28 protein-coding genes are annotated in these 24,910 nt (G+C 66.1%); 3 read left to right on the forward strand and 25 right to left on the reverse strand.

From position 1 onward, the window contains the following. Positions 1-82 precede the first annotated feature (82 nt). From FBR43_RS08680 to thiE, 23 genes are all read right to left on the reverse strand, one after another. Positions 83-871, reverse strand: coding sequence for a type III pantothenate kinase (locus tag FBR43_RS08680; RefSeq protein ID WP_136942778.1), 789 nt, complete (start codon positions 869-871; stop codon positions 83-85). A gap of 4 nt (positions 872-875) precedes the next feature. Beyond that, the gene (locus FBR43_RS08685) at positions 876-1,625 is read right to left on the reverse strand and encodes a biotin--[acetyl-CoA-carboxylase] ligase (RefSeq protein WP_249276514.1); all 750 of its coding nucleotides are present in this window, start codon (positions 1,623-1,625) and stop codon (positions 876-878) included. Continuing rightward, positions 1,592-3,037, reverse strand: coding sequence for an NADH-quinone oxidoreductase subunit NuoN (nuoN, locus tag FBR43_RS08690; RefSeq protein ID WP_136942779.1), 1,446 nt, complete (start codon positions 3,035-3,037; stop codon positions 1,592-1,594). Before nuoN ends, FBR43_RS08685 begins: the two co-directional genes overlap by 34 nt. Further along, a complete protein-coding gene (locus FBR43_RS08695) occupies positions 3,037-4,611 on the reverse strand; it encodes an NADH-quinone oxidoreductase subunit M (protein WP_136942780.1) in 1,575 nt (524 codons plus the stop codon). The genes nuoN and FBR43_RS08695 overlap by 1 nt, the downstream gene beginning before the upstream one ends. A gap of 5 nt (positions 4,612-4,616) precedes the next feature. Next, positions 4,617-6,695, reverse strand: a complete 2,079-nt coding sequence (nuoL, locus tag FBR43_RS08700) for an NADH-quinone oxidoreductase subunit L (protein ID WP_136942781.1) — start codon at positions 6,693-6,695, stop codon at positions 4,617-4,619. An 8-nt stretch (positions 6,696-6,703) separates the two neighbouring features. After that, complete coding sequence (nuoK, locus tag FBR43_RS08705) at positions 6,704-7,009, reverse strand: NADH-quinone oxidoreductase subunit NuoK (RefSeq protein WP_136942782.1); 306 nt, start codon at positions 7,007-7,009, stop codon at positions 6,704-6,706. Next, positions 7,006-7,617, reverse strand: a complete 612-nt coding sequence (locus tag FBR43_RS08710; protein WP_136942783.1) for an NADH-quinone oxidoreductase subunit J — start codon at positions 7,615-7,617, stop codon at positions 7,006-7,008. The genes nuoK and FBR43_RS08710 overlap by 4 nt, the downstream gene beginning before the upstream one ends. A gap of 147 nt (positions 7,618-7,764) precedes the next feature. Then, positions 7,765-8,250, reverse strand: a complete 486-nt coding sequence (gene nuoI / locus FBR43_RS08715; protein ID WP_136942784.1) for an NADH-quinone oxidoreductase subunit NuoI — start codon at positions 8,248-8,250, stop codon at positions 7,765-7,767. Continuing rightward, positions 8,247-9,299 (reverse strand): NADH-quinone oxidoreductase subunit NuoH, encoded by a 1,053-nt coding sequence (gene nuoH, locus FBR43_RS08720; RefSeq protein ID WP_136942785.1) that lies wholly within the window; start codon positions 9,297-9,299, stop codon positions 8,247-8,249. Before nuoH ends, nuoI begins: the two co-directional genes overlap by 4 nt. Then, positions 9,296-11,302 (reverse strand): NADH-quinone oxidoreductase subunit NuoG, encoded by a 2,007-nt coding sequence (gene nuoG, locus FBR43_RS08725; protein WP_136942786.1) that lies wholly within the window; start codon positions 11,300-11,302, stop codon positions 9,296-9,298. The genes nuoH and nuoG overlap by 4 nt, the downstream gene beginning before the upstream one ends. A gap of 1 nt (position 11,303) precedes the next feature. Then, on the reverse strand, positions 11,304-11,534 hold the full coding sequence (locus tag FBR43_RS08730) for a hypothetical protein (RefSeq protein ID WP_136942787.1): 231 nt from the start codon (positions 11,532-11,534) through the stop codon (positions 11,304-11,306). Continuing rightward, a complete protein-coding gene (gene nuoF, locus FBR43_RS08735) occupies positions 11,531-12,835 on the reverse strand; it encodes an NADH-quinone oxidoreductase subunit NuoF (protein ID WP_136942788.1) in 1,305 nt (434 codons plus the stop codon). Before nuoF ends, FBR43_RS08730 begins: the two co-directional genes overlap by 4 nt. 1 nt (position 12,836) lies before the next feature. Beyond that, complete coding sequence (locus FBR43_RS16160; protein WP_169542463.1) at positions 12,837-13,007, reverse strand: hypothetical protein; 171 nt, start codon at positions 13,005-13,007, stop codon at positions 12,837-12,839. Next, positions 13,004-13,675 (reverse strand): complex I 24 kDa subunit family protein, encoded by a 672-nt coding sequence (locus tag FBR43_RS08740; RefSeq protein ID WP_136942789.1) that lies wholly within the window; start codon positions 13,673-13,675, stop codon positions 13,004-13,006. The genes FBR43_RS16160 and FBR43_RS08740 overlap by 4 nt, the downstream gene beginning before the upstream one ends. Continuing rightward, positions 13,675-14,910 carry an NADH-quinone oxidoreductase subunit D gene (locus FBR43_RS08745; RefSeq protein WP_136942790.1) on the reverse strand — a complete coding sequence of 412 codons (1,236 nt, stop codon included), beginning with the start codon at positions 14,908-14,910 and terminating at the stop codon, positions 13,675-13,677. The genes FBR43_RS08740 and FBR43_RS08745 overlap by 1 nt, the downstream gene beginning before the upstream one ends. Beyond that, positions 14,910-15,761 carry an NADH-quinone oxidoreductase subunit C gene (locus tag FBR43_RS08750; protein ID WP_136942791.1) on the reverse strand — a complete coding sequence of 284 codons (852 nt, stop codon included), beginning with the start codon at positions 15,759-15,761 and terminating at the stop codon, positions 14,910-14,912. The genes FBR43_RS08745 and FBR43_RS08750 overlap by 1 nt, the downstream gene beginning before the upstream one ends. Then, positions 15,758-16,336, reverse strand: coding sequence for a NuoB/complex I 20 kDa subunit family protein (locus FBR43_RS08755; protein WP_394344020.1), 579 nt, complete (start codon positions 16,334-16,336; stop codon positions 15,758-15,760). Before FBR43_RS08755 ends, FBR43_RS08750 begins: the two co-directional genes overlap by 4 nt. After that, positions 16,327-16,701 carry an NADH-quinone oxidoreductase subunit A gene (ndhC, locus tag FBR43_RS08760; protein WP_136942792.1) on the reverse strand — a complete coding sequence of 125 codons (375 nt, stop codon included), beginning with the start codon at positions 16,699-16,701 and terminating at the stop codon, positions 16,327-16,329. The genes FBR43_RS08755 and ndhC overlap by 10 nt, the downstream gene beginning before the upstream one ends. Before the next feature lie 116 nt (positions 16,702-16,817). Then, on the reverse strand, positions 16,818-17,624 hold the full coding sequence (locus tag FBR43_RS08765) for an inositol monophosphatase family protein (protein WP_136942793.1): 807 nt from the start codon (positions 17,622-17,624) through the stop codon (positions 16,818-16,820). A 40-nt stretch (positions 17,625-17,664) separates the two neighbouring features. Further along, positions 17,665-18,228 (reverse strand): elongation factor P, encoded by a 564-nt coding sequence (gene efp / locus FBR43_RS08770; RefSeq protein WP_136942794.1) that lies wholly within the window; start codon positions 18,226-18,228, stop codon positions 17,665-17,667. Positions 18,229-18,264: 36 nt separating this feature from the next. Further along, positions 18,265-18,900 (reverse strand): M23 family metallopeptidase, encoded by a 636-nt coding sequence (locus FBR43_RS08775; RefSeq protein WP_136942795.1) that lies wholly within the window; start codon positions 18,898-18,900, stop codon positions 18,265-18,267. A gap of 4 nt (positions 18,901-18,904) precedes the next feature. Continuing rightward, positions 18,905-19,972: a L,D-transpeptidase family protein gene (locus tag FBR43_RS08780; RefSeq protein WP_136942796.1), complete on the reverse strand. Its 1,068-nt coding sequence runs from the start codon at positions 19,970-19,972 to the stop codon at positions 18,905-18,907. 85 nt (positions 19,973-20,057) lie between these two features. After that, complete coding sequence (gene thiE, locus FBR43_RS08785; protein ID WP_136942797.1) at positions 20,058-20,741, reverse strand: thiamine phosphate synthase; 684 nt, start codon at positions 20,739-20,741, stop codon at positions 20,058-20,060. A 138-nt stretch (positions 20,742-20,879) separates the two neighbouring features. Between thiE and FBR43_RS08790 the strand changes: the two genes are divergently transcribed. The 3 genes from FBR43_RS08790 to FBR43_RS08800 are packed head-to-tail and all read left to right on the forward strand — an operon-like array spanning position 20,880 to position 23,725. After that, positions 20,880-22,085 carry a toxic anion resistance protein gene (locus FBR43_RS08790; protein ID WP_136942798.1) on the forward strand — a complete coding sequence of 402 codons (1,206 nt, stop codon included), beginning with the start codon at positions 20,880-20,882 and terminating at the stop codon, positions 22,083-22,085. Further along, positions 22,082-22,786, forward strand: a complete 705-nt coding sequence (locus FBR43_RS08795) for an HAD family hydrolase (RefSeq protein ID WP_136942799.1) — start codon at positions 22,082-22,084, stop codon at positions 22,784-22,786. Before FBR43_RS08790 ends, FBR43_RS08795 begins: the two co-directional genes overlap by 4 nt. 51 nt (positions 22,787-22,837) lie before the next feature. Beyond that, positions 22,838-23,725: a DMT family transporter gene (locus FBR43_RS08800; RefSeq protein ID WP_136942800.1), complete on the forward strand. Its 888-nt coding sequence runs from the start codon at positions 22,838-22,840 to the stop codon at positions 23,723-23,725. Between the two features lie 9 nt (positions 23,726-23,734). Here the strand turns inward: FBR43_RS08800 and FBR43_RS08805 are convergent, their stop codons facing one another. Then, entirely contained in the window at positions 23,735-24,199 is a 465-nt protein-coding gene (locus tag FBR43_RS08805) for a hypothetical protein (RefSeq protein WP_136942801.1), read from the reverse strand. An 83-nt stretch (positions 24,200-24,282) separates the two neighbouring features. After that, positions 24,283-24,864 (reverse strand): inorganic diphosphatase, encoded by a 582-nt coding sequence (gene ppa / locus FBR43_RS08810; protein ID WP_136942802.1) that lies wholly within the window; start codon positions 24,862-24,864, stop codon positions 24,283-24,285. Between the last annotated feature and the right edge of the window lie 46 nt (positions 24,865-24,910).

Consider the following 24,910-nt stretch of genomic DNA (forward strand, 5'->3'; position numbering starts at 1 on the left):
GAGCGCCGTCGCCCGCGGGCACCTGCCCGGCCGGCGCGACGGCGCTGGAGAATGGGTTTCGGCAAGCGCCGTGGCGCCACCGTCATGCGGCAATATGGTAACGCTCCCACAACAACGCCAGACCCTGAATGGTCAGGTCGGGCTCGATCGCGTCGAAGACGTCGGTATGCCGCTCGAACAGGATGGCGAGGCCGCCGGTCGCGATGACGCGTGCAGGACGACCGATCTCGGCGCGCATCCGTGCCACCAGCCCCTCGATCATCGCGACATAGCCCCAGAAGATGCCGATGTGCATCTGGTCGGCGGTAGTGCGGCCGATGACGCTTTGCGTGTCGTCGGGCGCCTCGATCGCGATGCGCGGCAGCTTGGCGGCGGCGCTCACCAAAGCATCGAGCGACAGGTTGATGCCCGGCGCGATGATGCCGCCTTTGTACGCACCGGTATAGTCGGCGACGTCGAAGGTCGTCGCCGTGCCGAAATCGATGATGATGAGATCGCCGGGATGATTGGCGTGCGCGGCGATGACGTTCAGGGCGCGGTCGGCGCCGACGCTCTCGGGCTCGTCGACATCGAGCACGATGCCGTAGGGGAGCGCGCCCCTGCCCGCCACTGCCGCCTCGGTCGCGAAATATTTGCTCGCCAGCACCTGAAGGTTGTGCAGCGCGCGCGGCACCACGGTGCCGATCACCACGCCGGTCACGACCGAGCGATCGAGCCCTTCGAGTTGTAATAGTTGTGCCAGCCATACGGCATATTCGTCGGCGGTGCGGCGCGGATCGGTGGCGATGCGCCAGCGCGCGCGGATGCTGCGATCGGCCTCGACCAGCGCGAACACGATGTTGGTATTGCCGGCGTCGATCGCGAGCAGCATTGGGCTATTCCCGTGGCGAGAGCAGGTGGATGTCGCCGGCGTGCATGACATGCGTCGTGCCGTCGGCCAAGCGAAGGATGAGCGCGCCGTCGTGCGCGAGGCCGGCGAACAGCCCTTCGAGCGGCGCACCATTGCCGTCATGCGCGCGCAGCGCCGTTCCCGGCGGATGCGCCCGCGCCAGCCACGCCTCGCGGATCGCGGGCAGGCCCTCACCCCGCCAGCGGCGAAGCCAGCGCGCCATGTCGTCGCGCAGCGTTTCGAGCAGGACGGCGGGATCGGCGGCGATGCCCTGCATGGCTAGGGAGGTCGTCGCCCGATCGGGCAGGTCGGGCTGCGACGCGACATTGACGCCGATGCCGATCACCACGGCATCCGCGACGCGCTCGAGCAGGATGCCTGCCAGCTTGGCACTGCCGACAAGCACGTCGTTGGGCCATTTGAGCGATGCGTCGTGCAGCCCGTGCGCGTGCAGCGTTCCGTGCAGCGCTACCGCCGCGACGAGCGCGAGCGTCGCGGCAGGCGGATCGCCGGGACGCAACCGCACCAGCGTGCTGGCATAGAGGTTGCCGCCGGGCGACGCCCACGCCCTGCCCTGCCGGCCGCGCCCGGCGGTCTGCCGCTCGGCGCGCAACCATGTTCCTTCCACAGCGCCCGCGCGCGCCAGCCCGATCAGATCGGCATTGGTCGAGCCCGTTTCAGCAACGACGTGGAGCGTATCGCTCAGAACAGCGCGCGTGCCGCGGCGAGCGTCCACGCCCCCAGTGCCGGGATGAGGAGATAGCCGAGTGGCGAGATCAGCACGGCCGACACCGCGATCAGCCCGCCCTCGACGCGATCGTCGACGGGCGCGAAGGCGGGTGCGGGCGCATCGAAATACATCGTCTTGACGATGCGCAGATAATAATAGGCACCGATCACCGACGCCGCGATGCCGATTACCGCCAGCGGAAACAGCCCGGCCGATACCGCCGCGTCGAACACCGCGAACTTCGCGTAGAAGCCGAACAGCGGCGGAATGCCCGCGAGGCTGAACATGAACATCGCCAGTGCCAGCGCCAGCAGCGGCCGCGTGCGCGACATGCCCGAGAGCGCGGCGATGCTCTCGACCGGCTGGCCATCGGCACCGCGCATCTGGAGCACGATCAGGAAGCTGCCGAGCGTCATCACGACATAGATCGTCATGTACACGAGCACCGCGGCCACGCCCTGCTCGGTCCCGGCAGCAAGGCCGATGAGCGCGAAGCCGATATTGTTGATCGACGAATAGGCGAGCAGCCGCTTGACGTTGGTCTGGCCGATCGCCGCGACGCCGCCGAGCACGATCGAGGCGAGGGCCGCGAAGATCACGATCTGGCGCCAGTCGAGCAGCGCCGGCCCCATCGCCTCGATCGCCACACGGATCGCGAGCGCAACTGCCGCAACCTTGGGAGCCGAGGCGAAGAACGCGGTGACGGGCGTCGGCGCGCCTTCGTACACATCGGGCGTCCACATGTGAAACGGCACCGCGGCGATCTTGAAGGCTAGGCCCGCGAACACGAAGACGAGGCCGAACAGCAGCCCGGTCGAGGTGCCGCCGGCATAGGCCGCGGCGATGCCGTCATACAGCGTGGTGCCGGTGAAGCCGTAGACGAGGCTGATGCCGTAAAGCAGAATGCCGCTGGCGAGGCCGCCGAGCACGAAATACTTCAGCCCCGCCTCGGCCGAGCGCACGTCGCGGCGCATGAAGCTCGCGAGCACATAGGCGGCAAGGCTCTGAAGCTCGAGCCCGACATAGAGGCTCAAGAGATCGCCCGCCGATACCATCATGCCCATGCCCACGGCCGACAGCAGGATAAGCACCGGATATTCGGGGCGCAGATCGTCACCCGAAGTGCGCTGGAAGAAGCGCGGCGCGATGAGGATCGCGACGGCGGCGGCGGTGTAGATCAGCACCTTGGCGAACGCCGCGAAGGCATCGGCACGGTAGAGGCCATCGAACGCCACGCCGCCCGACGAAGCCGGGCCGATCAGCGCGATCCCCGCCCCCGCCAGCACCGCGACCGAAGCGAGGCTGACGGCACGTGTCGAGCCTTGCCCGCCCCATGCGGCGACCAGCAACAGCACCAGCGCGCCGACGGTCAGCACCAGCTCGGGCAGGATGAAAAGGAGTTGGCTGGCGTACGACATCAATGCTCTCCGCCCGCGTGCGGGGCTGCATAGGCGGCGGCGCGCTCGATGCGCGCGCGATAGGCGGCTTCGGCCTCGGCAGTGCCGATCGTGGGGTTCGAATCCGAGCCGGGATTGGCGCGCTCGATCCGCGCGACCAGCGTCGCCGCATCGGCGCGCATCGGCGCGAGGAACGGCTCGGGATAGACGCCCATCCACAGCACGACCGCAGCGATCGGCGCGAGCAGCGCGATCTCGCGCTTCGACAGATCGGGCATGGCGCGCACATCGTCGGACTTGAGCTCGCCCCACACCACGCGGCGATACAGCACGAGCATGTAGCCCGCCCCAAGGATGATGCCCGTCGTGCACAGCAAGGCGATCCAGGTCGATACCTGATAGGTACCGGCAAGGCTCAGAAACTCGCCGACGAAGCCCGAGGTGCCGGGCAGGCCGATCGACGCCATGGTGAACAACAGGAACAGGATGGCGTAGCGCGGCATGTTGTTGGCCAGCCCGCCATAGCGCGCGATCTCGCGCGTGTGCAGCCGGTCGTAGATGACGCCGACGCACAGGAACAGCGCGCCCGACACGAGACCGTGGCTGAGCATCACCACCATCGCGCCTTCGATGCCCTGCTGGTTGAAGGCGAACAGGCCGATGGTGACGATCGCCATGTGCGCGACCGACGAATAGGCGATGAGCTTCTTCATGTCGGCCTGCACCAGCGCGACGAGGCTGGTGTAGATTACCGCGACTGCCGACAGGCCGAATACCAGCCAGGTGAGCTGGCCCGAAGCCTCGGGGAACATCGGCAGGCTGAAGCGCAGGAAGCCGTAGCCGCCGAGCTTGAGCAGCACGCCGGCAAGGATTACCGAGCCGGCGGTGGGTGCCTGGACGTGCGCGTCGGGCAGCCAGGTATGCACGGGCCACATCGGCATCTTCACCGCGAAGCTGGCGAAGAAGGCAAGCCACAGCCAGGTCTGCACGTCCGCGGGGAAATCATATTCCATCAGGTCGGGGATGTACGACGTGCCCGCATTGACGCTCATGTAGAGCATCGCGATAAACATCAGCACCGAGCCGAGCAGCGTGTAGAGGAAGAACTTGTAGCTGGCGTAGATGCGGTTCGCGCCACCCCAGATGCCGATGATGAGATACATCGGGATTAGGCCGGCCTCGAAGAACACGTAGAACAGGAACAGGTCCTGCGCCGCGAAGGTGCCGATCATCAGCACTTCGACCATCAGGAACAGCGCCATATATTCGGGCACGCGATCGGTGATCGCTTCCCAGCTGGCGCCGATGCAGATGGGCATCAGGAACACGCTGAGCATGATGAGCATCAGCGCGAACCCGTCGATGCCGAGCGCCCAGGCGAAGCGGCCGAACACCGGCGCATATTCCTGGAACTGCCATTGCGGCGCGGCGGGCGCGAGATCGAAATTGGCCCATAGCAGCGCGCCGAGCGCCAGATTGACCAGCGTCGCGATCAGCGCGGTCCAGCGCGCCGAATGCGCGCCCATGAACAGGCAGGCGACGCCCGCCACCAGCGGCACGGCGAGCATGAGCGAAAGGATGGGGAAGCCGGTCATTGGTATCAGCGCCCCGCGATCGCCCAGGTGACCGCAGCGGTCAGCCCGATCAGCATGATGAAGGCATAGCTATAGACATATCCCGACTGGAGCCGGCCCGCCCACCGGCTGCCGAGCGCCACCACCGCCGCCGATCCGTTGGGGCCGAAGCGGTCGATCGTGCCCTCGTCACCGCGCTTCCAGAACAGCCGGCCGAAGGCGAGCGACGGGCGCACAAAGATGAGGTCGTACAGCTCGTCGAAATACCATTTGTTGAGCACGAAACGGTAGGCGACGCGGAACGTCTCGGCGAACTGCGCGGGGAAGCCCGGCCGCAGAATATAGGCGTAGATCGCCGTCACCAGACCCAGCAGCATCACCACGCTGGCCGACAGCTTCACCCACAACGGCACCTCGTGCATGTCGTGCGCCAGCGTCGAATCGTGGAAGATCGCGCCCTTCCAGAAGGTCGTGCCAGACTCTGGCTCGATGAACGCGCCGTGGAAGACGAAGCCCGCCAGCACCGCACCGATGGTGAGCACCAGCAGCGGAATCAGCATCGCCCAGCCGCTTTCGTGCGGGTGATAGCCGGCGGTGCCGTCATCGACCTGATGCGCGCCGGCAGCATGTGCGGGCGGCGTGTGGCCGGCATGTTCCTCGGCCACGTCGCCGTGCCCGTGCGTCGGCTCGGCATGGTGGTGGTCGCCATGCACCGCGTGCTGGATATGCTCGCTCTCGCCCCAGCGCGGCTTGCCCCAGAAGGTTAGGAACATCAGGCGCCACGAATAGAAGCTGGTCAGCAGCGCCGCGATCACGCCTACCCAGAACGCGCCCTGCCCTTCGGCACCCGAGGCGAACGCCGCCTCGAGGATCGCGTCCTTCGAATGGAAGCCGGCGAACCCGAAGCCAAGCCAGTAGATGCCGACCCCGGTGATCGCGAGCGTACCCGCCATCATCGTCCAGAAGGTGATGGGAATATGCCGGCGCAGGCCACCGTAGAAGCGCATGTCCTGCTCGTGATGCATCGCATGGATGACCGAGCCAGCGCCCAGGAACAGCAGCGCCTTGAAGAAGGCGTGCGTGAACAGGTGGAACATCGCCGCGCCGTACGCCCCCACGCCGGCGGCGAAGAACATGTAGCCGAGCTGCGAGCAGGTCGAATAGGCGATCACGCGCTTGATGTCGGTCTGCGTCGTGCCGATCGTCGCGGCGAAGATGCAGGTGGCAGCGCCGATCGCCGTGACGACGGCCAGCGCATCGGGTGCGGCCTCGAACATCGGCGACAGGCGGCAGACCATGAACACGCCCGCGGTCACCATAGTCGCGGCGTGGATCAGCGCCGACACCGGCGTCGGGCCTTCCATCGCGTCGGGCAGCCAGGTGTGCAGGCCGAGCTGCGCAGACTTGCCCATCGCGCCGACGAACAGCAGCAGGCACAGCACCGTCATCGTATCGAGCCGGTAGCCCAGGAAGCCGATCGTCGAGCCCGCCATCTCGGGCGCCATCTCGAGGATCGCGGGGATCGAGATCGTGTCGAACACCAGATAGGTGCCGAAGATGCCGAGCATGAAGCCGAGATCGCCGACGCGGTTGACGACGAACGCCTTGATCGCCGCCGCGCTGGCCGAGGGCTTCTTGAACCAGAAGCCGATCAGCAGATAGCTCGCCAGCCCCACGCCTTCCCAGCCGAAGAACATCTGGACGAGATTGTCGGCGGTCACGAGCATCAGCATCGCGAAGGTGAACAGGCTCAGATAGGCGAAGAAGCGCGGCTGGTCCGGGTCCTCCTCCATATAGCCCCAGCTATAGAGGTGGACGAGCGCCGACACGCTGGTGATGACGACGAGCATCACTGCGGTGAGCGCATCGACGCGCAGCGCCCAGTCGACCGTCATGCTGCCCGACTGGATCCACAGCAGCACCGGCGCGACGCTCGCCTCGGCAGTGCCGCCAAGGAACGCGAGGAAGATCGGCCACGACAGCGCGCACGCGATGAACAGCGCGCCCGTCGTCACCGCTTTGGCCGCGGTGTTGCCGATGGCGCGGTTGCCGAGCCCGGCGATGATCGCCGCAGCGAGCGGCAGGAATACGATTAGCTGGATCACCGGAAGACTTATCCCTTCATCCGGCTGGGATCATCGACCGCGATCGAGCCGCGGCCGCGGAAATAGATGACGAGGATGGCAAGCCCGATCGCGGCTTCGCCCGCCGCGACGGTGAGCACGAACATCGCGAAGACCTGCCCCACCAGATCGCCCAGAAACGCCGAGAAGGCGACGAGGTTGATGTTGACCGCGAGCAGGATGAGCTCGAGCGACATCAGGATGACGATCAGGTTCTTGCGGTTGAGGAAGATGCCCATCACGCCGAGCGCGAACAGGATCGCGCCCACCGCCAGATAGTGGTTGAGCCCGATCACAGTTCCACTCCCTGCCCGATGGGCGCATCGATCTTGCGGATCGCGTCCTTCGACCGGCGATTGATCTGCGCCGATACGTTCTGGCGGAATGCACCCGCGCGTTCGCGATGCGTCAGCACGATCGCGCCGACCATGGCGACCAGCAGCACCAGCCCCGCCGCCTCGAATACGAACAGGTAGCGCGTGTAGAGCAGCCGCCCGACCGCCTCGATATTGGGCACCGCCGCGTCGATCGGCGCGATGCGCGTCGACAGCTCGATGCCGCCCGCACTCCACGCGCCGACCCCGATGATGAGCTCGGTCGCTAGCGCGATCGCTAGGATAAGCCCCAGCGGCAGATAGCGCACGAAGCCCGCGCGCAGCTCGGTGAAGTCGATGTCGAGCATCATCACCACGAACAGGAACAGGACCGCGACCGCGCCGACATAGACGATGACCAGCAGCATCGCGATGAACTCGGCGCCGGCCAGCACCATCAGCCCGGCAGCGTTGAAGAAGGCGAGGATCAGCCAAAGCACCGAATGCACGGGATTGCGCGCGCTGATCGTCATCGCGGCGGAGAGCACCACGATGCCGGCGAACAGATAGAAGGCGATGGCCTGGATCAACGCGAAGTCTCCAGCGAAGGCACCGTCGCCCCGGCAAAAGCAGAGGCCTCCCAGTTGAGGAGCGTGCCTTTGCGGCACGAGACCCCAGCTTGCGCTGGGGTGACGAATTGATGGTGACTCATGACCGACCCCTTATGTGCGCGCCGCTTACCGGTACGGCGCGTCGGCGGCAAGGTTGGCGGCGATCGCGCGCTCCCAGCGGTCGCCGTTCGCCAGCAGCTTGTCCTTGTGGTAGATCAGCTCCTCGCGCGTTTCGGTGGCGAACTCGAAGTTCGGCCCCTCGACAATGGCATCGACGGGGCACGCCTCGGCACACAGCCCGCAATAGATGCACTTGGTCATGTCGATGTCGTAGCGCGTCGTGCGGCGGCTGCCGTCGTCGCGCGGCTCGGCCTCGATGGTGATCGCCAGCGCAGGGCAGATCGCCTCGCACAGCTTGCACGCGATGCAGCGTTCCTCGCCATTGGGATAGCGGCGCAGCGCATGCTCGCCGCGAAAGCGGGGGGAGATCGGGTTCTTCTCGTAGGGATAGTTGATCGTCGCCTTGGGCTTGAAGAAATACTTCAAGGTCAGCGCGTGCGCCTTCACGAACTCGTAGAGCGTGTAGGAGCGAACGATCTGGGCGAAACTCATGCCGAAACTCCATAGCGCGTCAGCATCAGGAAGCCCGACACGAGGAAGACGAAGAACAGGCTCAAGGGCAGGAAAATCTTCCAGCCCAGCCGCATCAGCTGGTCGTAGCGGTAGCGCGGCACCGTCGCCTTGATCCACGAGAACACGAAGAAGAAGAACAGGATCTTGGCGAACAGCCAGACGATGCCGGGCACCAGGTAGAGCGGCGCCCAGTCGACCGGCGGAAGATAGCCGCCCCAGAACAGGATGGCGTTGAGCGCGCACATCAGGATGACGTTGGCATATTCGCCGAGCCAGAACAGCGCGAACGCCATCGACGAATATTCGGTCTGGTATCCCGCCACCAGCTCGCTCTCGGCCTCGGTGAGATCGAAGGGCGCGCGGGCGGTTTCGGCGAGTGCCGAGATCAGGAACACCACCGCCATCGGGAACAGGAGGGGATTGAAGCCGAAGCCGTTGACGATGCCGAACAGCGTACCGCGCTGCGCCTCGACGATCGTCGACAGGTTGAAGCTGCCGGCCCAAAGCACCACCGAGATCAGCACGAAGCCGATCGCAACCTCGTAGCTCACCATCTGCGCGGCCGCACGCAGCGCCGAATAGAAGGGATATTTCGAGTTCGACGCCCAGCCCGAGATGATGACGCCGTACACGCCCAGCGACGAGGCGGCGAGGATGTAGAGCAGCCCCACATTGATGTCGGCCAGCACCATGCCGGCATCGAAGGGCACGACCGCCCAAACAATGAGCGCGACGGTGAAGGTGATGATCGGCGCCAGCAGGAACAGGCCCTTGTTGGCGCCCGAGGGGATGATCGTTTCCTGAAGGAAGACCTTGAGGCCATCGGCAAACGACTGGAGCAGGCCGAACGGCCCCACCACGTTCGGACCCTTGCGCAACGCCATCGCCGCCCAGATCTTTCGATCGGCATAGATGATCATCGCGACGGCGAGCATCAGCGGGAAGGCGATGAGCAGAATGCCCGCGATCGTGGCGGTGAGCCACGCGCCTTCATACCCCATGCCGAGCGACTGGAAGAAACTGGTCATTCGGCCGCCTCCGCGAAATCTTCGCCATGGACCAGTTCAGCCGAGCAGCGCTGCATCGTCGGGCTGGCACGGCATATCGCGTTGGTCAGGTAGAAGTCGGCGACCGGATAGGCGATCTCGCCCGACGCTTGCGTACCGAGCGACGGCGGGTTCCAGCCATAGCCGGCCAGCCCCTCGCGCCCCAATGCCGGCACTTCGGCGATCATCGCACGGCGCACGCCGGCGAAATCGTCGAACGGCAGCGGGCGACCGAGCACGTCGGACAATGCGCGCAGGATCGACCAGTCATCGCGCGCGTCGCCGGGTGCGAACACCGCGCGCTCGCTGAACTGTACCCGGCCTTCGAGATTGACGTAGGTGCCGGGCTTTTCGGCATAGCTCGCCGCCGGCAGGATCACGTCGGCATGGTGCGCGCCCATGTCGCCGTGATGGCCGACATAGACCTTGAAGCTCCCGGCAAAGGCTTCGAAATCGACCTCGTCGGCGCCAAGGAAGAAGGCAAGCTTCGGTGCCGCCGCCACAATGTCGGCAATGCCGCCCGGCTGTGCGTAGCCGAGCATCAGCCCGCCCATGCGCGCGGCCGCCGTGTGCACGACGTTGAAGCCGTTCCATCCCTCGCGAACGAGGTTCAGCAAGGTTGCAAGCGCCAGCGCCGCACCCTGCCCGTGCTTGAGCGCGCCCGGCCCGACGACCACCGCGGGCCGCTCGGCCTTCTCGAACGCATTCGCCGCCACCGACGGCAGGTCGCCGAGCAGCGAGAGGTCGTTGCCCAGCCAAGTCGCCTTGTAGGTGAGATCGACCTCTGGGCCGATCGCGAAGACCTTGGCGCCCTTCTTCAGCGCCTTGCGCACGCGCGTGTTGATGAGCGGCGCTTCCCAACGCAGGTTGCTGCCCACCAGCAGGATGACGTCGGCATCCTCGATGCCCACGATCGTCGTGTTGAACGCGACCGCACCCAGATCGCGCACATCATAGGCCAGCCCCGTCTGCCGCCCTTCGAGCAGCGACGAGCCGAAGCCCTCGACCAGCTTCTTGGCGGCGAACATCGTCTCGCAATCGACCATGTCGCCCGCGATCGCCGCCACGCCCGACCCCGCCGTCGCCGCGACTTCGGCGATCGCGGCGAATGCCTCGTCCCAGCTTGCCGGCACCAGCCGGCCGTCGCGGCGGACATAGGGCTTGTCGAGCCGCCGGCGCACGAGTCCGTCGACATGGTGGCGCGTCTTGTCGTGCGCCCATTCCTCGTTGACGTCCTCGTTGACGCGCGGCAGCGCGCGCAGCACCTGCCGCCCGCGGCTGTCGAGGCGGATATTGGTGCCGACGGCATCCATCACGTCGATCGCCAGCGTCTTCTTCAACTCCCAAGGCCGCGCCTCGAACGCATAGGGCTTGCTGGTCAGCGCGCCCACGGGGCACAGATCGACGACGTTGCCCGAAAGCTCGCTCGTCACCGCCTTTTCGAGATAGCTCGTGATCTGCATGTTCTCGCCGCGATAGATCGCGCCGATCTCCTCGACGCCGGCGACTTCCTCGGCGAAGCGCACGCAGCGCGTGCACTGGATGCAGCGGGTCATCACCGTCTTGACGATGGGGCCCATATATTTCTCGGTCACCGCGCGCTTGTTCTCGGTGTACCGGCTCATGCCACGGCCATAGGCCATGGTCTGATCCTGCAGGTCGCACTCGCCACCCTGGTCGCAGATCGGGCAATCGAGCGGGTGATTGATGAGCAGGAACTCCATCACGCCTTCGCGCGCGGCCTTCACCATCGCGCTATCGGTGCGCACCTCCTGATTGTCGGCGGCGGGCAGCGCGCAGCTTGCCTGCGGCTTGGGCGGCCCCGGCTTCACCTCGACAAGGCACATGCGGCAATTGCCGGCGATCGACAGCCGCTCGTGATAGCAGAAGCGCGGAATTTCTTTGCCCGCCGCCTCGCACGCTTGGAGCACGGTAGCCCCCTGCGGCACTTCGACTTCGATTCCATCGACGGTCAGTTTAGGCATATCAGTGTTCCGTGTCCGTCAGGCCGAGCCGACGTTCGATGCGATCCACCCGCGTCTTCAGGTCGCTGATGTCCGCCTGCATTCCGTAAAGCGAGGTCATGATCCCGCGCTGGTGATCCTCGATCGCAGCCAGCCTGATCCCTTGCGAAATCTGCTCGCGCTTCACCGCACCCAGATCGTTCTGGATGGTCTTCAGGATTTCAAGCATCAGGTCGGCGCGATCGTCGTTCACTCCGCAGCCTCCTGCATTGGCGCCACACCGCCGCCCTGCTTCTCGCGGATGCGCCGCTCCATTTCGGGGCGGAAGTGGCGGATCAGGCCCTGGATCGGCCACGCGGCGGCGTCGCCAAGTGCGCAGATGGTGTGGCCTTCGACCTGCTTGGTTACCTGATGCAGCGTGTCGATCTCCGAGATGTCGGCGTCGCCGGTGCGCATCCGCTCCATCACGCGCCACATCCAGCCGGTGCCTTCGCGGCACGGCGTGCACTGGCCGCAGCTCTCATGCTTGTAAAAATAGCTGATGCGGCTGATCGCGCGGACGATGTCGGTCGACTTGTCCATGACGATAACGGCCGCGGTGCCGAGACCCGAGCCGACTTCCTTGAGGCCATCGAAATCCATCGGCGCGTCGATGATCTGGCTGGCCGGCACCAGCGGCACCGACGAACCGCCGGGGATGACGGCGAGCAGATTGTCCCAGCCGCCGCGAATGCCGCCGCAATGCTTCTCGATCAGCTCGCGGAACGGGATGCTCATCGCCTCCTCGACCACGCACGGCTTTTCAACATGGCCCGAAATCTGGAAGAGCTTGGTACCCTTGTTGTTCTCGCGCCCGAAGCTCGAGAACCATTCGGGCGAGCGCCGCAGGATGGTGGGCACGACGGCGATCGATTCGACGTTGTTCACCGTCGTCGGGCAGCCGTAGAGGCCCGCACCTGCCGGGAAAGGCGGCTTCAGACGCGGTTGGCCCTTCTTGCCCTCGAGGCTTTCGAGCATCGCCGTCTCTTCGCCACAGATATAGGCGCCGGCACCGCGATGCGCGAACACGTCGAAATCATAGCCCGATCCGCAGGCGTTCTTGCCGATCAGCCCCTTGGCATAGGCCTCGGCGATCGCGGCGAACAAAGTCTCGGCCTCGCGGATATATTCGCCGCGGATGTAGATATAGGCCGCGCGCGCCCGCATCGCGAAGCCGGCGATCAGCGCGCCTTCGATCAGCTTGTGCGGATCGTGGCGAATGATCTCGCGGTCCTTGCACGAGCCCGGCTCGGATTCATCGGCGTTGATGACCAGGAAATTGGGCCGCTCGGGCTTGGGTTCCTTGGGCATGAAGCCCCATTTGACGCCGGTGGGAAAGCCCGCCCCGCCACGCCCGCGCAGCCCCGATGCCTTGACGCGATCGATGATCGCATCCTGGCCGATTTCCATCAGCTTCTTCGTCGCGTCCCAATCACCCCGACGCATCGCCGCGTCGAGGTTCCACGGCTGATAGCCATAGACGTTGGTGAAGATGCGGTCCTTGTCCGCAAGCATCCTATCGACCCTTCCCGATCGCCTTTTCGGCGAAGAAATACACGGCAACCGCAATACCGACCGCGATCAGCACGCCCAGCAGCTTGATGGCGCCGATCAACAGTTCGAGCGCCAGCCAGAGCAGCAGCACGCCGACGACGACGGCGAGGATCAGCGATCCGATACCCTTCACGCCTGCCACTCGCCGCGATAGTCGTGATTGGCGTCGACCATCTCGCGCAGCGTCGTCGGGCCGCCTTCGGGCTCCGAGGTGTGCCGGCCGTTCTGCGGGCCCGCCTTGGGCGCCTCACCTCGCGCCAGCGCCTCGAGCAGCGCGACGGTGCGGTCGTAGTCGAGATCCTCGAAATTGTCGTCGTTGATCTGCACCATCGGCGCATTGGCACAGTTACCCATGCACTCGACCTCGGTGAGCGTGAACAGCCCGTCGGGCGTGGTGCGCCCCTTGGCCAGCCCCTGGTTCTTGCATGCCGCCAGCACATCGTCGCTACCGCGCAGCATGCACGGCGTCGTGCCGCAGACCTGCACATGATAACGCCCGACGGGTGCCAGATTGTACATGGTGTAGAAGGTCGCGACCTCGAACACGCGGATATACGGCATGTCGAGATAGGCGGCGACATATTCGATGACGGGCACAGGGAGCCACCCCTGCGTCTGCGTGTCGGCGCCGACCTGGCGCTGCGCGAGATCGAGCAGCGGCAGCGTCGCGGATTGCTGGCGACCCGCGGGATAGCGCGCGATGATCTCGCGCGCCTTGGCCTCGTTCGCCTCGGTCCAGGCGAACGCGCCCCACCGTGCGCGCGTCTCGGCTTCGTCGGGAATGGGTGCAGCGTCGGCCATCAGCGGTCACACTCCCCGAACACGATATCCATCGCGCCCAGAATGGCGGTGGTGTCGGCGAGCATGTGCCCGCGGCTCATGAAGTCCATCGCCTGCAAATGGCTGAACGCGGTAGGCCTGATCTTGCAGCGATAGGGCTTGTTGCTGCCGTCGCTCACCAGATAGATGCCGAACTCGCCCTTGGGGCTTTCGGTCGCGACATAGACTTCGCCGGCGGGCACGTGGAAGCCCTCGGTGTAGAGCTTGAAATGGTGGATCAGCGCTTCCATCGAGCGCTTCATCTCGCCGCGCTTGGGCGGCACCACCTTGCGATCGAGGCTGGCGATCGGCCCTTCGGGCATGTCGGCCAGGCACTGCTTCATGATGCGTGCCGACTGCCAGACTTCCTCGACGCGGACCATGAACCGGTCGTAGCAATCGCCCTTGGTGCCTACCGGCACGTCGAACTGGACGCGGTCATAGGCGTCGTAGGGCTGGCTCTTGCGCAGGTCCCACGGGATGCCCGCCGCGCGGATCATTGGGCCCGAAAAGCCCCAGCGGATCGCGTCCTCGCGGCTCACCACCGCGATATCGACGTTGCGCTGCTTGAAGATGCGGTTCTCGGCGACGAGGCTGATCGCGTCGCCGAACAGCTGCGGCAGCCGCGTATCGAGCCAGTCGGCGATGTCGGTCAGAAGCTTGAGCGGCACGTCCTGATGCACGCCGCCGGGACGCAGGTAGTTGTGGTGCATCCGCGCGCCCGACATGCGCTCGAAGAAGCCCAGGCAATCCTCGCGGATCTCGAACATCCACAGATTGGGCGTCATCGCGCCCACGTCCATCACATGGCTGCCGAGATTGAGCATGTGATTGCAGATGCGCGTCAGCTCGGCAAAGAAAACGCGCAGATATTGCGCGCGCAGCGGCACTTCGAGGTCAAGCAGCTTCTCGACCGCGAGCACGAAGCTGTGCTCCATGCAGAGCGGTGAGCAATAGTCGAGGCGGTCCATATAAGGGAGCGCCTGTGTGTAGGTCTTGTATTCGATCAACTTTTCGGTGCCGCGATGCAGCAGCCCGACATGCGGATCGATGCGTTCGATGATCTCGCCGTCGAGCTCCATCACCAGCCGCAGCACACCGTGCGCGGCGGGATGCTGCGGCCCGAAATTGATCGTGTAGTTCTGTATCTCGACATCGCCCTGCGCCGGATCGGCGGCATCGGTGCGGTCGGCCAGTTCGTCCAGATACTCGGCCATTACTGCTTCTTCCCTTCCCCTGCATCGGGCGAGGGCACATCGGGATCGACCGGCTTGTCGGCCGGGCGGTTGCCCGGATCGGCCTTGCCGGCGCCCGTCTGCGCGGGGGATTCGGTGGTCTTGGGTTCGTCGCCTTCGGGCTCGACATCCTCGCTCGGCGGCGTCGGCGCCTTGGCGGCGTCCGCGGCGGTGATCGGCGAGGGTGCGCCCTTGGCCTGCGGCTGCGGCGGCGGCGCGGGCGCCTTCTCGTCGCCCGGCAGCACATATTGCGCGCCTTCCCACGGGCTCATGAAATCGAAGCTGCGGAAATCCTGCGCGAGCTGCACGGGCTCATAGACCACGCGCTTGGCCTCTTCCGAATAGCGCAGCTCGACAAAGCCCGTGAGCGGGAAGTCCTTGCGCTGCGGATGGCCGCGAAAGCCGTAGTCGGTGAGGATGCGGCGGAGGTCGGCATTGCCGTCGAACAGCACGCCATACATGTCGTACACTTCGCGCTCGAGCCAGCCGGCCACCGGCCAGATCGCCGTGACCGACGGGACGGGCGTATCCTCGTCGGTGGTCACGCGCACGCGCAGCCGGTTGTTCCGCGTCAGGCTGAGCAGGTGATAGCACACGTCGAACCGCTCGGGCCGCGCCGGATAGTCAACGCCGGCGATCTCCATCAGCTGCTGATATTCGAGGCCGGGCGTGTCCTTGAGTGCCAGCATCGCATCGATCAGCCCGTCGCGCGTGACGGTGAGCGTAACCTCGCCAACCTTGTCCTGCGCATCGAGCAACGAAGCGCCGAGCGCCGCCGTCGCCGCGTCGATCACGCCGTCGTTCACGGCATAGCGGGGAGCGGGCGCCCTCACCTTTCGATCGTCCCGCTGCGGCGAATCTTCCGCTGCAACTGCATCACGCCATAGAGCAAAGCCTCGGCTGTGGGCGGGCAACCGGGCACATAGATGTCGACGGGCACGATGCGATCGCAGCCGCGCACTACCGAGTAGCTATAGTGATAATAGCCGCCGCCATTGGCGCAGCTGCCCATCGAGATGACGTATTTGGGCTCGCTCATCTGGTCGTAGACGCGGCGGAGCGCCGGGGCCATCTTGTTGCACAGCGTGCCAGCGACGATCATCACGTCGGACTGGCGCGGGGACGCGCGCGGCGCGGCGCCGAAACGCTCCATGTCGTAGCGCGGCATGTTGACGTGGATCATCTCGACCGCGCAGCAGGCGAGGCCGAACGTCATCCACCACAGGCTGCCGGTGCGTGCCCACTGGAACAGGTCCTCGGTCGAAGTGACGAGGAAGCCCTTGTCGTCGAGTTCGCCGTTCAGATCGTTGAAGAAGCCCTGATCGGGTGGCGTCACCGCGGTGCCGCCATCGGCAAGCGCCACGGCGTTGCGCGACAGGCCCGACGCCGGATTATATTCTACTCCCAATCGAGCGCTCCCTTCTTCCACGCATAGACAAGGCCGAGCGCCAGTTCGGCGATGAAGATCATCATCGAGATCCAGGCCACCCAGCCTAGATCGAACACGCTCACCGCCCAGGGATATAGGAACGCTGCTTCGAGATCGAAGATGATGAACAGGATCGCCACCAGATAGAAGCGCACGTCCACTTGCCTACGGCTGTCCTCGAACGCGGGGAAGCCGCATTCATATTCGGTGAGCTTCTCGGCCGAGGGCTTGTGCGCGCCGGTGAAGCGCGACGCGACCATCGGCAGGAACACGAACGCCGACGAAAGGATCAGCGCCACGCCCAGGAACAAGAGGATCGGCAGATATTGCGACAGGTCGACCAAGGGCCTTCTCGCGGTTGCGGTATGACGGATGCCGGGCTTCTAGGCCGATGGCCCTAGGCGGGCAAGGCCGCGAGGCGTGAGAATGAATCGCAACTACCGGCAGGGCGCAAGGCGGGTCACGCGTTCCTTAGCGCGCCCGCCACCAGCTTGTGCAGCTTTGTATGCAACGCGTCGTTGGTGGCCAGCACCTGCTTGCGCTCGATCGCGTTGTCGGCGCCGCGATAATCAGTCACGAAGCCGCCGGCTTCCTTGACGATCAACCACCCCGCCGCGACGTCCCACGCGTTGAGGCCGCTTTCCCAGAAGCCGTCATAGCGCCCCGCCGCGACCCAGGCGAGGTCGAGTGCGGCCGATCCCATCCGGCGGATGCCCGCTACTTCGGGCGCAACCGCGCCGAAGATGCGCGTCCATTCGGCGAAATTGCCGTGGCCGAGGAACGGGATGCCGGTGGCAATCAGCGCCTCGTTGAGATCGCGCCGCGCCGATACGCGCAGCCGTTCGCTCGTCAGCCACGCGCCGCGGCCCTTCTCGGCCCAGAAGCTCTCGTCGGTGAGCGGCTGGTAGATGAGGCCGTGAGTGATGCCGCCGCGCGGATCGTCGACCGCGATCGAGATAGCGAAATGCGGGATGCCGTGCAGGAAGTTCGAGGTGCCGTCCAGGGGATCGACGATCCAGCGCGGCTTGTCGGGATCACCTTCGATGACCCCGGCTTCCTCCATCACGAAACCCCAGTCGGGGCGCGCCTTCTTTAGCTCGTCGAACAGCGTGCGCTCGGCGCGCTGATCGGCCATCGAGACGAAATCGGCCGGCCCCTTGCGGCTGACCTGAAGGTGCTGGACCTCGTTGAAGTCACGCCGCAGCCGCGGCGCCGCCTTGCGCGCGGCGCGCTCCATGACGGTGATGAGGCCCGAATGCGAAACCATGTCATTCTCCCTCCCCCCGGCCATGCCGGGGAGAGCCGTTTCAGTCCGCGCGCTTCACGTAAGTGCGCTCGTACACATCGACGACGATGCGCGTGCCCGCGCCGATATGCGGCGGCACCATCACGCGCACGCCGTTCTCGAGGATCGCGGGCTTGTAGCTCGACGAGGCGGTCTGCCCCTTCACCACGGCGTCGGCCTCGACGATCTCGGCCTCGATCGTGTCGGGCAGCTGCACCGAGATGGGCTTCTCGTCGTGCAGTTCCATCACCACGTCCATGCCGTCCTGCAGGAAGTCGGCCGCATCGCCCAGCACACCCTTGTCGAGCGTGATCTGTTCGTAATTGTCCTTGTCCATGAAGGTCAGCGTGTCGCCCTCGGCGAACAGATACTGGAAATCCTTGGTATCGAGCCGCACGCGCTCGACCGTCTCGGCCGAGCGGAAGCGGACATTGGTCTTGCGCCCGTCGATCAGGTTCTTCATCTCGACCTGCATATAGGCGCCGCCCTTGCCGGGCTGGGTGTGCTGGATTTTCACCGCACGCCAGATGCCGCCTTCATATTCGATGATGTTGCCGGGACGAATGTCCACGCCGCTGATCTTCATGCGCCATACCTGTAAGAAAGAGCCGAGCGCGGGCCTTTAGCGTCCGGCGCCCGGCCCCGCAAGCAGCGGGGTGGGATCGACGGCACGGCCCTGCCACCAGCGCTCGCCGGCTTGCATGACGTGCATGCCGAAATGCAGGTGCGGTGCATCGGGCGAGGCATTGCCCGTCGCGCCGACGAAGCCGATCGGCTGGCCCGCGCGGACACGCACACCCTCGGCAATGCCGGGCGCGTAGTCCGAGAGGTGCGCGTAGTAATAGCTCCAGCGCATGTCGGGCGAGCGGATGTAGAGCGCGATGCCGCCGCCGCCCTCGCTGAAATAGCGCTTCTCGACCACGCCCTCGGCTGCCGCCAGCACCGACGTACCCGCCGGCGCCATGATGTCGGCACCGCGATGCACCCGCCCCTCGCCGCGCGGATCGCCCCATGACGACGCAATGTCCGCTCGCGAGACGCCCGCCACGGGCACCGCGAGCAGACCGCGACCCCAGGCGACGCGGCCGGGCGGCGGTGGCGCTATTCTATCGGGTATCGACGGCTCGGGCACGGTGTCGTGCGCAGCGCGGATTGGTGGGGTGATGGTGCTTCCTTCCCCGCCGAAGCGCAGCATCGAGGCGAACAGCAGCCCCGCCACCACGATCAGCAGCAGGATGCCCCACCCCAGCCGCGTCATGCGATCATCGCTGGAAGATCGCCCGCGTGCCGGGCTTGACCATCAGCGCGAGCCGCGCGGCATCCCAGTTGGTCAGGCGAATGCAGCCGTTGCTCTCGGTCTTGCCGATATTCTGCGGCTCGGGCGTGCCGTGGATACCGTAATGCTCCTTCGACAGATCGAGCCAGACGACGCCGACAGGATTGTTCGGCCCCGGCGGCACCACGGCCTCCTCGGCGTCGGGCGCCGAACCGGCGATAAGATCGGGATCGTACGACCAGTCGGGATTGAACGCGGTACCCTTGATCGTCCATTCGCCGATCGGCAGCGGAAACTGGCTCGACCCCATCGTCGCGCCGAACTGCGCGACCAGCCGGTCTTCGGCGTCGTAGACCTTGAGCGCACCTTCCGACTCGTCGACGACGACACGATCGGCGACGGGCTGGTTCGACCCGACGTTGAGATAAGCCACGGTGCTACGCCATGTCGCATCGTCGATCGCATAGTTGCGCTCGGTGGGCAGTGCGTTGGGGAACACGACCTCCTGCCCCACGCGCAGCGGCGTCTCGCGGCTGTTGAGCGTCACGAGCACCTGCGGGCTGGTGTGGAACATCTCGGCCAGCTTCTCGAGCGGCGAGCGATAGGGCACGCCCGGCAGCTTCGCCTGATCGGCATAGTCCTCGGGCGTGGGATTGAGGAACGGACCGCGCAACATGCCCTCGGTCAACGCGATCATCTTGATCGGCCGCCACGCGCGATAGGGATAGAGCGCGCGCAGCGTCGGCGCGTCGAGATCGCCCGTCACGCCAAGGCCGCGGCTGGTCTGGAAACCACGCAGCGCGCGAGCGAAGCTTGGGCTATCGCGGCCGTCGAGCAGGCCGGGGCCGAAGCCGAGCTTGTCGAGAATGACCTGCGCGTGCAGCACCGCGGGGTCCATGCCGCCGGGCAGCGTCAGCATCTTCGACGATGCGGGCGCCGGCGCGGGCGAGGCGGCAGGTGTCTGCGCCGTGGCAGATGGCGCTTCGGCGAACATCGCCCCCGCCGCCGCGACGGTGGCGAGCCCCGCCAGCCCCAAAATCGTTCGATAGCGCATCAAAGCTTCCCCGGTTACGCGAACTACCGAAAAACAACGCCGGACCAGCCGGTTGTTTCCGTTGCGTGACGGGAACGATGACGGCTCAGGCAAGCGCATCGGCGAAGGCGGTGACGGCGGCGGCCTCGTCGCCGCCCCAGACGGCGTGCGACACCGCGACGAAATCGGCACCCGCATCGGCAAGCGCCCGCGCATTGGCGGGCGTGATGCCGCCGATCGCCACGCAGGGAATCTCGAACATCGTCGACCACCAGGAGAGGATCACCGGCTCGGGATGATGGCTGACCTTCTTCGTCGTGGTGGGAAAGAAGCTGCCGAACGCGACATAATCGGCGCCAGCCTCCCCCGCCTCCATCGCCAGATGGCGACTGTCGTGACAGGTCACGCCGATCTGCGCCTGCGGGCCGAGCACGGCGCGTGCCTCGCGCGGGTCGCCGTCTTCCTGCCCCAGATGCACGCCGTCGGCCCCAAGCCGCTTGGCGAGGCTGATCGAATCATTGACGAGGAACGCGACGTCGTGATCGGCGCAGATACGGCGCAGCGGCTCGCCCAGCGCGGCGGCGCGATGCTGGTCGATGTCCTTCACGCGCAGCTGGAACGCCGCGACCGGCCCCGCGCCCAGCGCGCGGCGCAGGCGATCGGGAAAATCGCCGCCCACGTCGAGCGGCGATACCAGATAGAGCTGGCAGGGCGGCCGGCCCTCGTCGCGGCGGAAGCGCTCGGCGAAATCGGGATCGAGCGGGCCGAGCGGATCGTCATCGATATGCATCGCAGCGCCCTATGCGAACGACACCCCTTGTGGAAAGCCTGCTCGTCGGCAGAGTGCTGGTGTGTATTATATCAACGATACACTTGAACGCTCGCGCGTTCCCGGCCATCTTCATCGATGCCGGTTCTGGAGGGATGAATGGCGACCGATACGACGACTGCGACTGCCGAACCCGGCCTGGTGCTCACGCCGCCCGATCCGGTGCCTGTCGTCGCGCCGACCAAGGCTGCGGGGCTGGTACCGGTGGACGATGCCAAGAAATCGGAGCTGGAAGCGCGCGTCGACGGCTTCATCGACGATCTGCTGGCGCAGGACGTGAACTCGCCCGAGTTCGGCAAGCGCGTCGATGCAATTTCGGCGATGGGCAATCGCGAGATCCGCGATGCCGCCGGCCAGTCGAACCGCTTTCTCGACCGGCCGGTGCGCGCGATGGACCAGGAGGCCGGCGTCGGCACCGATCTGGCCGAGCTGCGCCGCACGATCGAGGATCTCGATCCGGGCAAGCAGGGCAATCTGCTCGAACCCAAGAAGCTGTTCGGCATCCTGCCTTTCGGCAACAAGATGCGCAATTATTTCGACGGCTACAAATCGGCGCAAAGCCACATCGCGGCGATCCTCAAGCGGCTCCAGTCGGGCAAGGACGAGCTGCTGATGGACAACGCCGCCATCGACACCGAGCGCGCCAATCTTTGGACCGCGATGGGCCGGCTCGAGCAGATGATCCACCTCTCGCGGCTGATGGACGAGAAGCTGGAAGCGCGCGCCGCCGATCTCGATCACAGCGATCCCGCCAAGGCCAAGGCACTGCGCGAGACGGCCTTGTTCTACACGCGCCAGCGCACGCAGGACCTGCTCACGCAGATGGCGGTGACGGTGCAGGGCTATCTGGCGCTCGATCTGGTCAAGAAGAACAATGTCGAGCTGGTGAAAGGCGTCGATCGCGCATCGACCACCACCGTCTCGGCACTGCGCACCGCCGTCACCGTGGCGCAGGCGCTCACCAACCAGCGCCTCGTGCTCGACCAGATCACCGCGCTCAACACGACGACTGCCAACATCATCGATTCGACGGGCAAATTGCTCAAGAGCCAGACCGCGACGATCCACGAACAGGCCGCCGCCTCGACCATTCCCGTCGAGACGCTGCAACGCGCCTTTCAGAACATCTACGATACGATGGACACGATCGACGCGTTCAAGCTGAAGGCGCTCGACAGCATGAAGCAGACCGTCGGCGTGCTGACCAATGAAGTGGAGAAATCGCGCGGCTATATCGCGCGTGCCGAGGGTGCGTCGCAGAACCAGTCGGGCGGCAGCGACGCCTACAAGCTGGAGGCGGTGTGACCGACGTCGATCGCCAGATCGAACGCGCCGCCGACGCGCTCGAGCGCGCGCGCAGCCGCACTGCCGCGCCCGCCGGGCGCAGCCGTCGCAAGCGCGAGGCCGAGGTCGCGCGGCGTGTCGGGCGTATCGCCGTCGTCGATGCCGCGATCGTCGTCGGCGCGCTGGTGGTGAGCGCGTTCGTGCCGCTCGGCGTGGGCGGCGCGTTCCTCGTCATGGCGCTGCTGATCGCCGCCACGCTGTTCCTCGCAATGGCACCCGCCTCGCGCACCGTCGTTGCCGAGCAGCTTGCCGAAACGCCGCTGCGCGCGCTGCCATCGCAGACCGAGGCGTGGCTCGAGAGCCAGCGCCGCGCGCTGCCCGCGCCGGCGCAGACGCTCGTCGACTCGATCGGCGTGCGGCTCGATACGCTGGCCCCACAGCTCGCCACGCTCGACGAGCGCGAGCCGGCCGCCGCCGAAGTGCGCAAGCTGGTGGGCGAGCAGCTTCCCGAACTGGTGAAAGGCTATACGCGCGTGCCCGAGCCGCTGCGCCGCACCGAGCGCAACGGCGCTACGCCCGACCAGCAGCTGGTCGACGGGCTCAGGCTGATCGACGAGGAAATCGCCGGCATGACCGCGCAGCTCGCGCAGGGCGACCTCGACCTGCTGGCAACGCGCGGACGCTATCTGCAAATCCGCTATCAGGGCGACGACCGGGTCTAGCCACCGCGAAATCGGTGGACAAATGCCGCCGATCGCCGCCACGCGCCGCGCATGTCGCATCGCTCCGCAAGCCCGCTGATCGCGTTCGCCGTCGCGCTTGTCGGCATCGCCGTTTTCTCGGCGATGGACGCATTGATGAAGGCGCTGGTCATCGCGATCGGCGTGTACAACACGCTGTTCTGGCGCAACCTTGCCGGCGTCGCGATCGGCGCCGCGGCGTGGGTCACGGGGACGATGTGCTGGCCCGGCAGGGCGGCGCTGCGCCTGCATCTAGTGCGCGGCTGCGTGGGTGCGGTGATGGCGCTGCTGTTTTTCTGGGGCCTCGCGCGCGTGCCGATGGCGCAGGCGATCGCGCTTGCCTTCATCGCGCCGATCCTGTCGCTGTTTCTGGCCGCATGGCTGCTCGGCGAGCGTGTTGCGCGCCGGACGATCCATGCCTCGCTGCTCGCGCTCGCGGGCGTGGGGGTGATCCTGGCGGGCCAGTGGCAAGCCGAGCTCGGCCCCGATGCGTTTCGCGGCGCGCTGGCGATCCTTGCCTCGGCGCTGTGCTATGCGTGGAACATCGTGCTGATGCGCCAGCAATCGCTGCTTGCCGATGCGCGCGAGGTGGCGTTCTTCCAGTCGCTCGTCGTGGCCGCACTGTTCGCGTGCGCCGCGCCGTGGCTGGCGCTTTGGCCGCAAGGCCAGTGGCCGGCGCTGATCGCCGCCGCGATCCTTGGCGTCGCCTCGCTTTTCCTGCTTGCCTGGGCCTATGCGCGCGGCGAGGCGAGCTATCTCGCGCCTACCGAATACAGCTCGTTCGTCTGGGCGGCGCTGCTGGGCTGGCTCGTGTTCGGCGAGCGCGTATCGGGCTGGACGCTCGCCGGCGCCGCGCTGATCGTCGTCGCGAGCGCATGGGCGGCACGGCCGAAGCCCGCCGCCGCCGCACCGCTTGCCTGACGTGCGACCCTAGGCTGCGTTGCCGAAGGGCTTGCCCGCCGCCTGACAGACGAAACGACCCATCTCTTCGCGCAGCGGCAGGCCCGTGGTTGGGCGCAACGGACCGTCATAGGCGATGTCAGCCTCGGCCTCACCGCGCGTCGACCCTACGCCGAGCACGTGGAACAGCCGGTCCTCGCAATCGAGCTCGGCACGCGCATAGGCGATGCGATCGCCGCGCTCCTGCCGGATGATCGCAACCACGGTGCCGAGCGGCGTGGTGCGGTTGCGCAACAGATAATAGCGCGACTGCGTGTCCGACGGCGTCGGCATCAGATCGCCCTGCAGCCGATAGCCCGCACGCGCTTCGGCGGCCTTGTCGGTCTCGACGAGGTTACGCAGCGATACGTTGCCGGGTTCGTCGGGCGGTGGCGCGGCCGAACATGCCGCCATCGAAAGTGCCGCCACCAGACCGCCGACCAACCGCATCGCCATCGTTAACCTCGATCAATACCAAGCCCGGCTGCCTGAACGCGCATGACGGGCTTGCGATCCTCGACCGCGCGCCAAGGCGCCGATCAGTCGTCGCGCCCGGGTACGTCGTGGTTCATCGGCTCGCCGCCCTTGGCCTTTTCTGCCTCGTAACGCTCGATCGCTTCCATCGTGATGCGGCGCGCTTCTTCGCGATCGCCCCAAGTGCCGATTCGCACCCACTTCTTCTTCTCGAGATCCTTGTAGTGCGTGAAGAAATGCTCGATCTGCTCGAACACGATCTCGGGCAGGTCGTCGCGCCCGCCGACCTTGGAATAATAAGGGAAGGTGGCGTCTACGGGGACGCAGACCAGCTTCTCGTCGCCGCCGGCCTCGTCTTCCAGATTGAGCACCGCGATCGGCCGCGCGCGCACGACGCAGCCGGGAATGAACGGGCTGCGCGCCACGACCAGCGCGTCGAGCGGATCGCCATCGGGGCTGAGCGTATGCGGGACGAAGCCGTAATTTGCGGGATAGCGCATCGGCGTGTGCAGGATGCGATCGACGAACAGCGCGCCCGATGCCTTGTCGAACTCGTACTTCACCGGCTCGCCGCCGGTCGGCACTTCGATGATGACGTTCAGATCGTCGGGCGGCGACTTGCCGACCGGCACCATGTCGATGCGCATTGGTTCGAGACTCCCTGTAGGCAGGCGGCCGCGCCGCGCTGCGGAT

It is taken from the genome of Sphingomonas baiyangensis (assembly GCF_005144715.1).
GTDB classification, from domain to species: Bacteria; Pseudomonadota; Alphaproteobacteria; order Sphingomonadales; family Sphingomonadaceae; genus Sphingomonas; species Sphingomonas baiyangensis.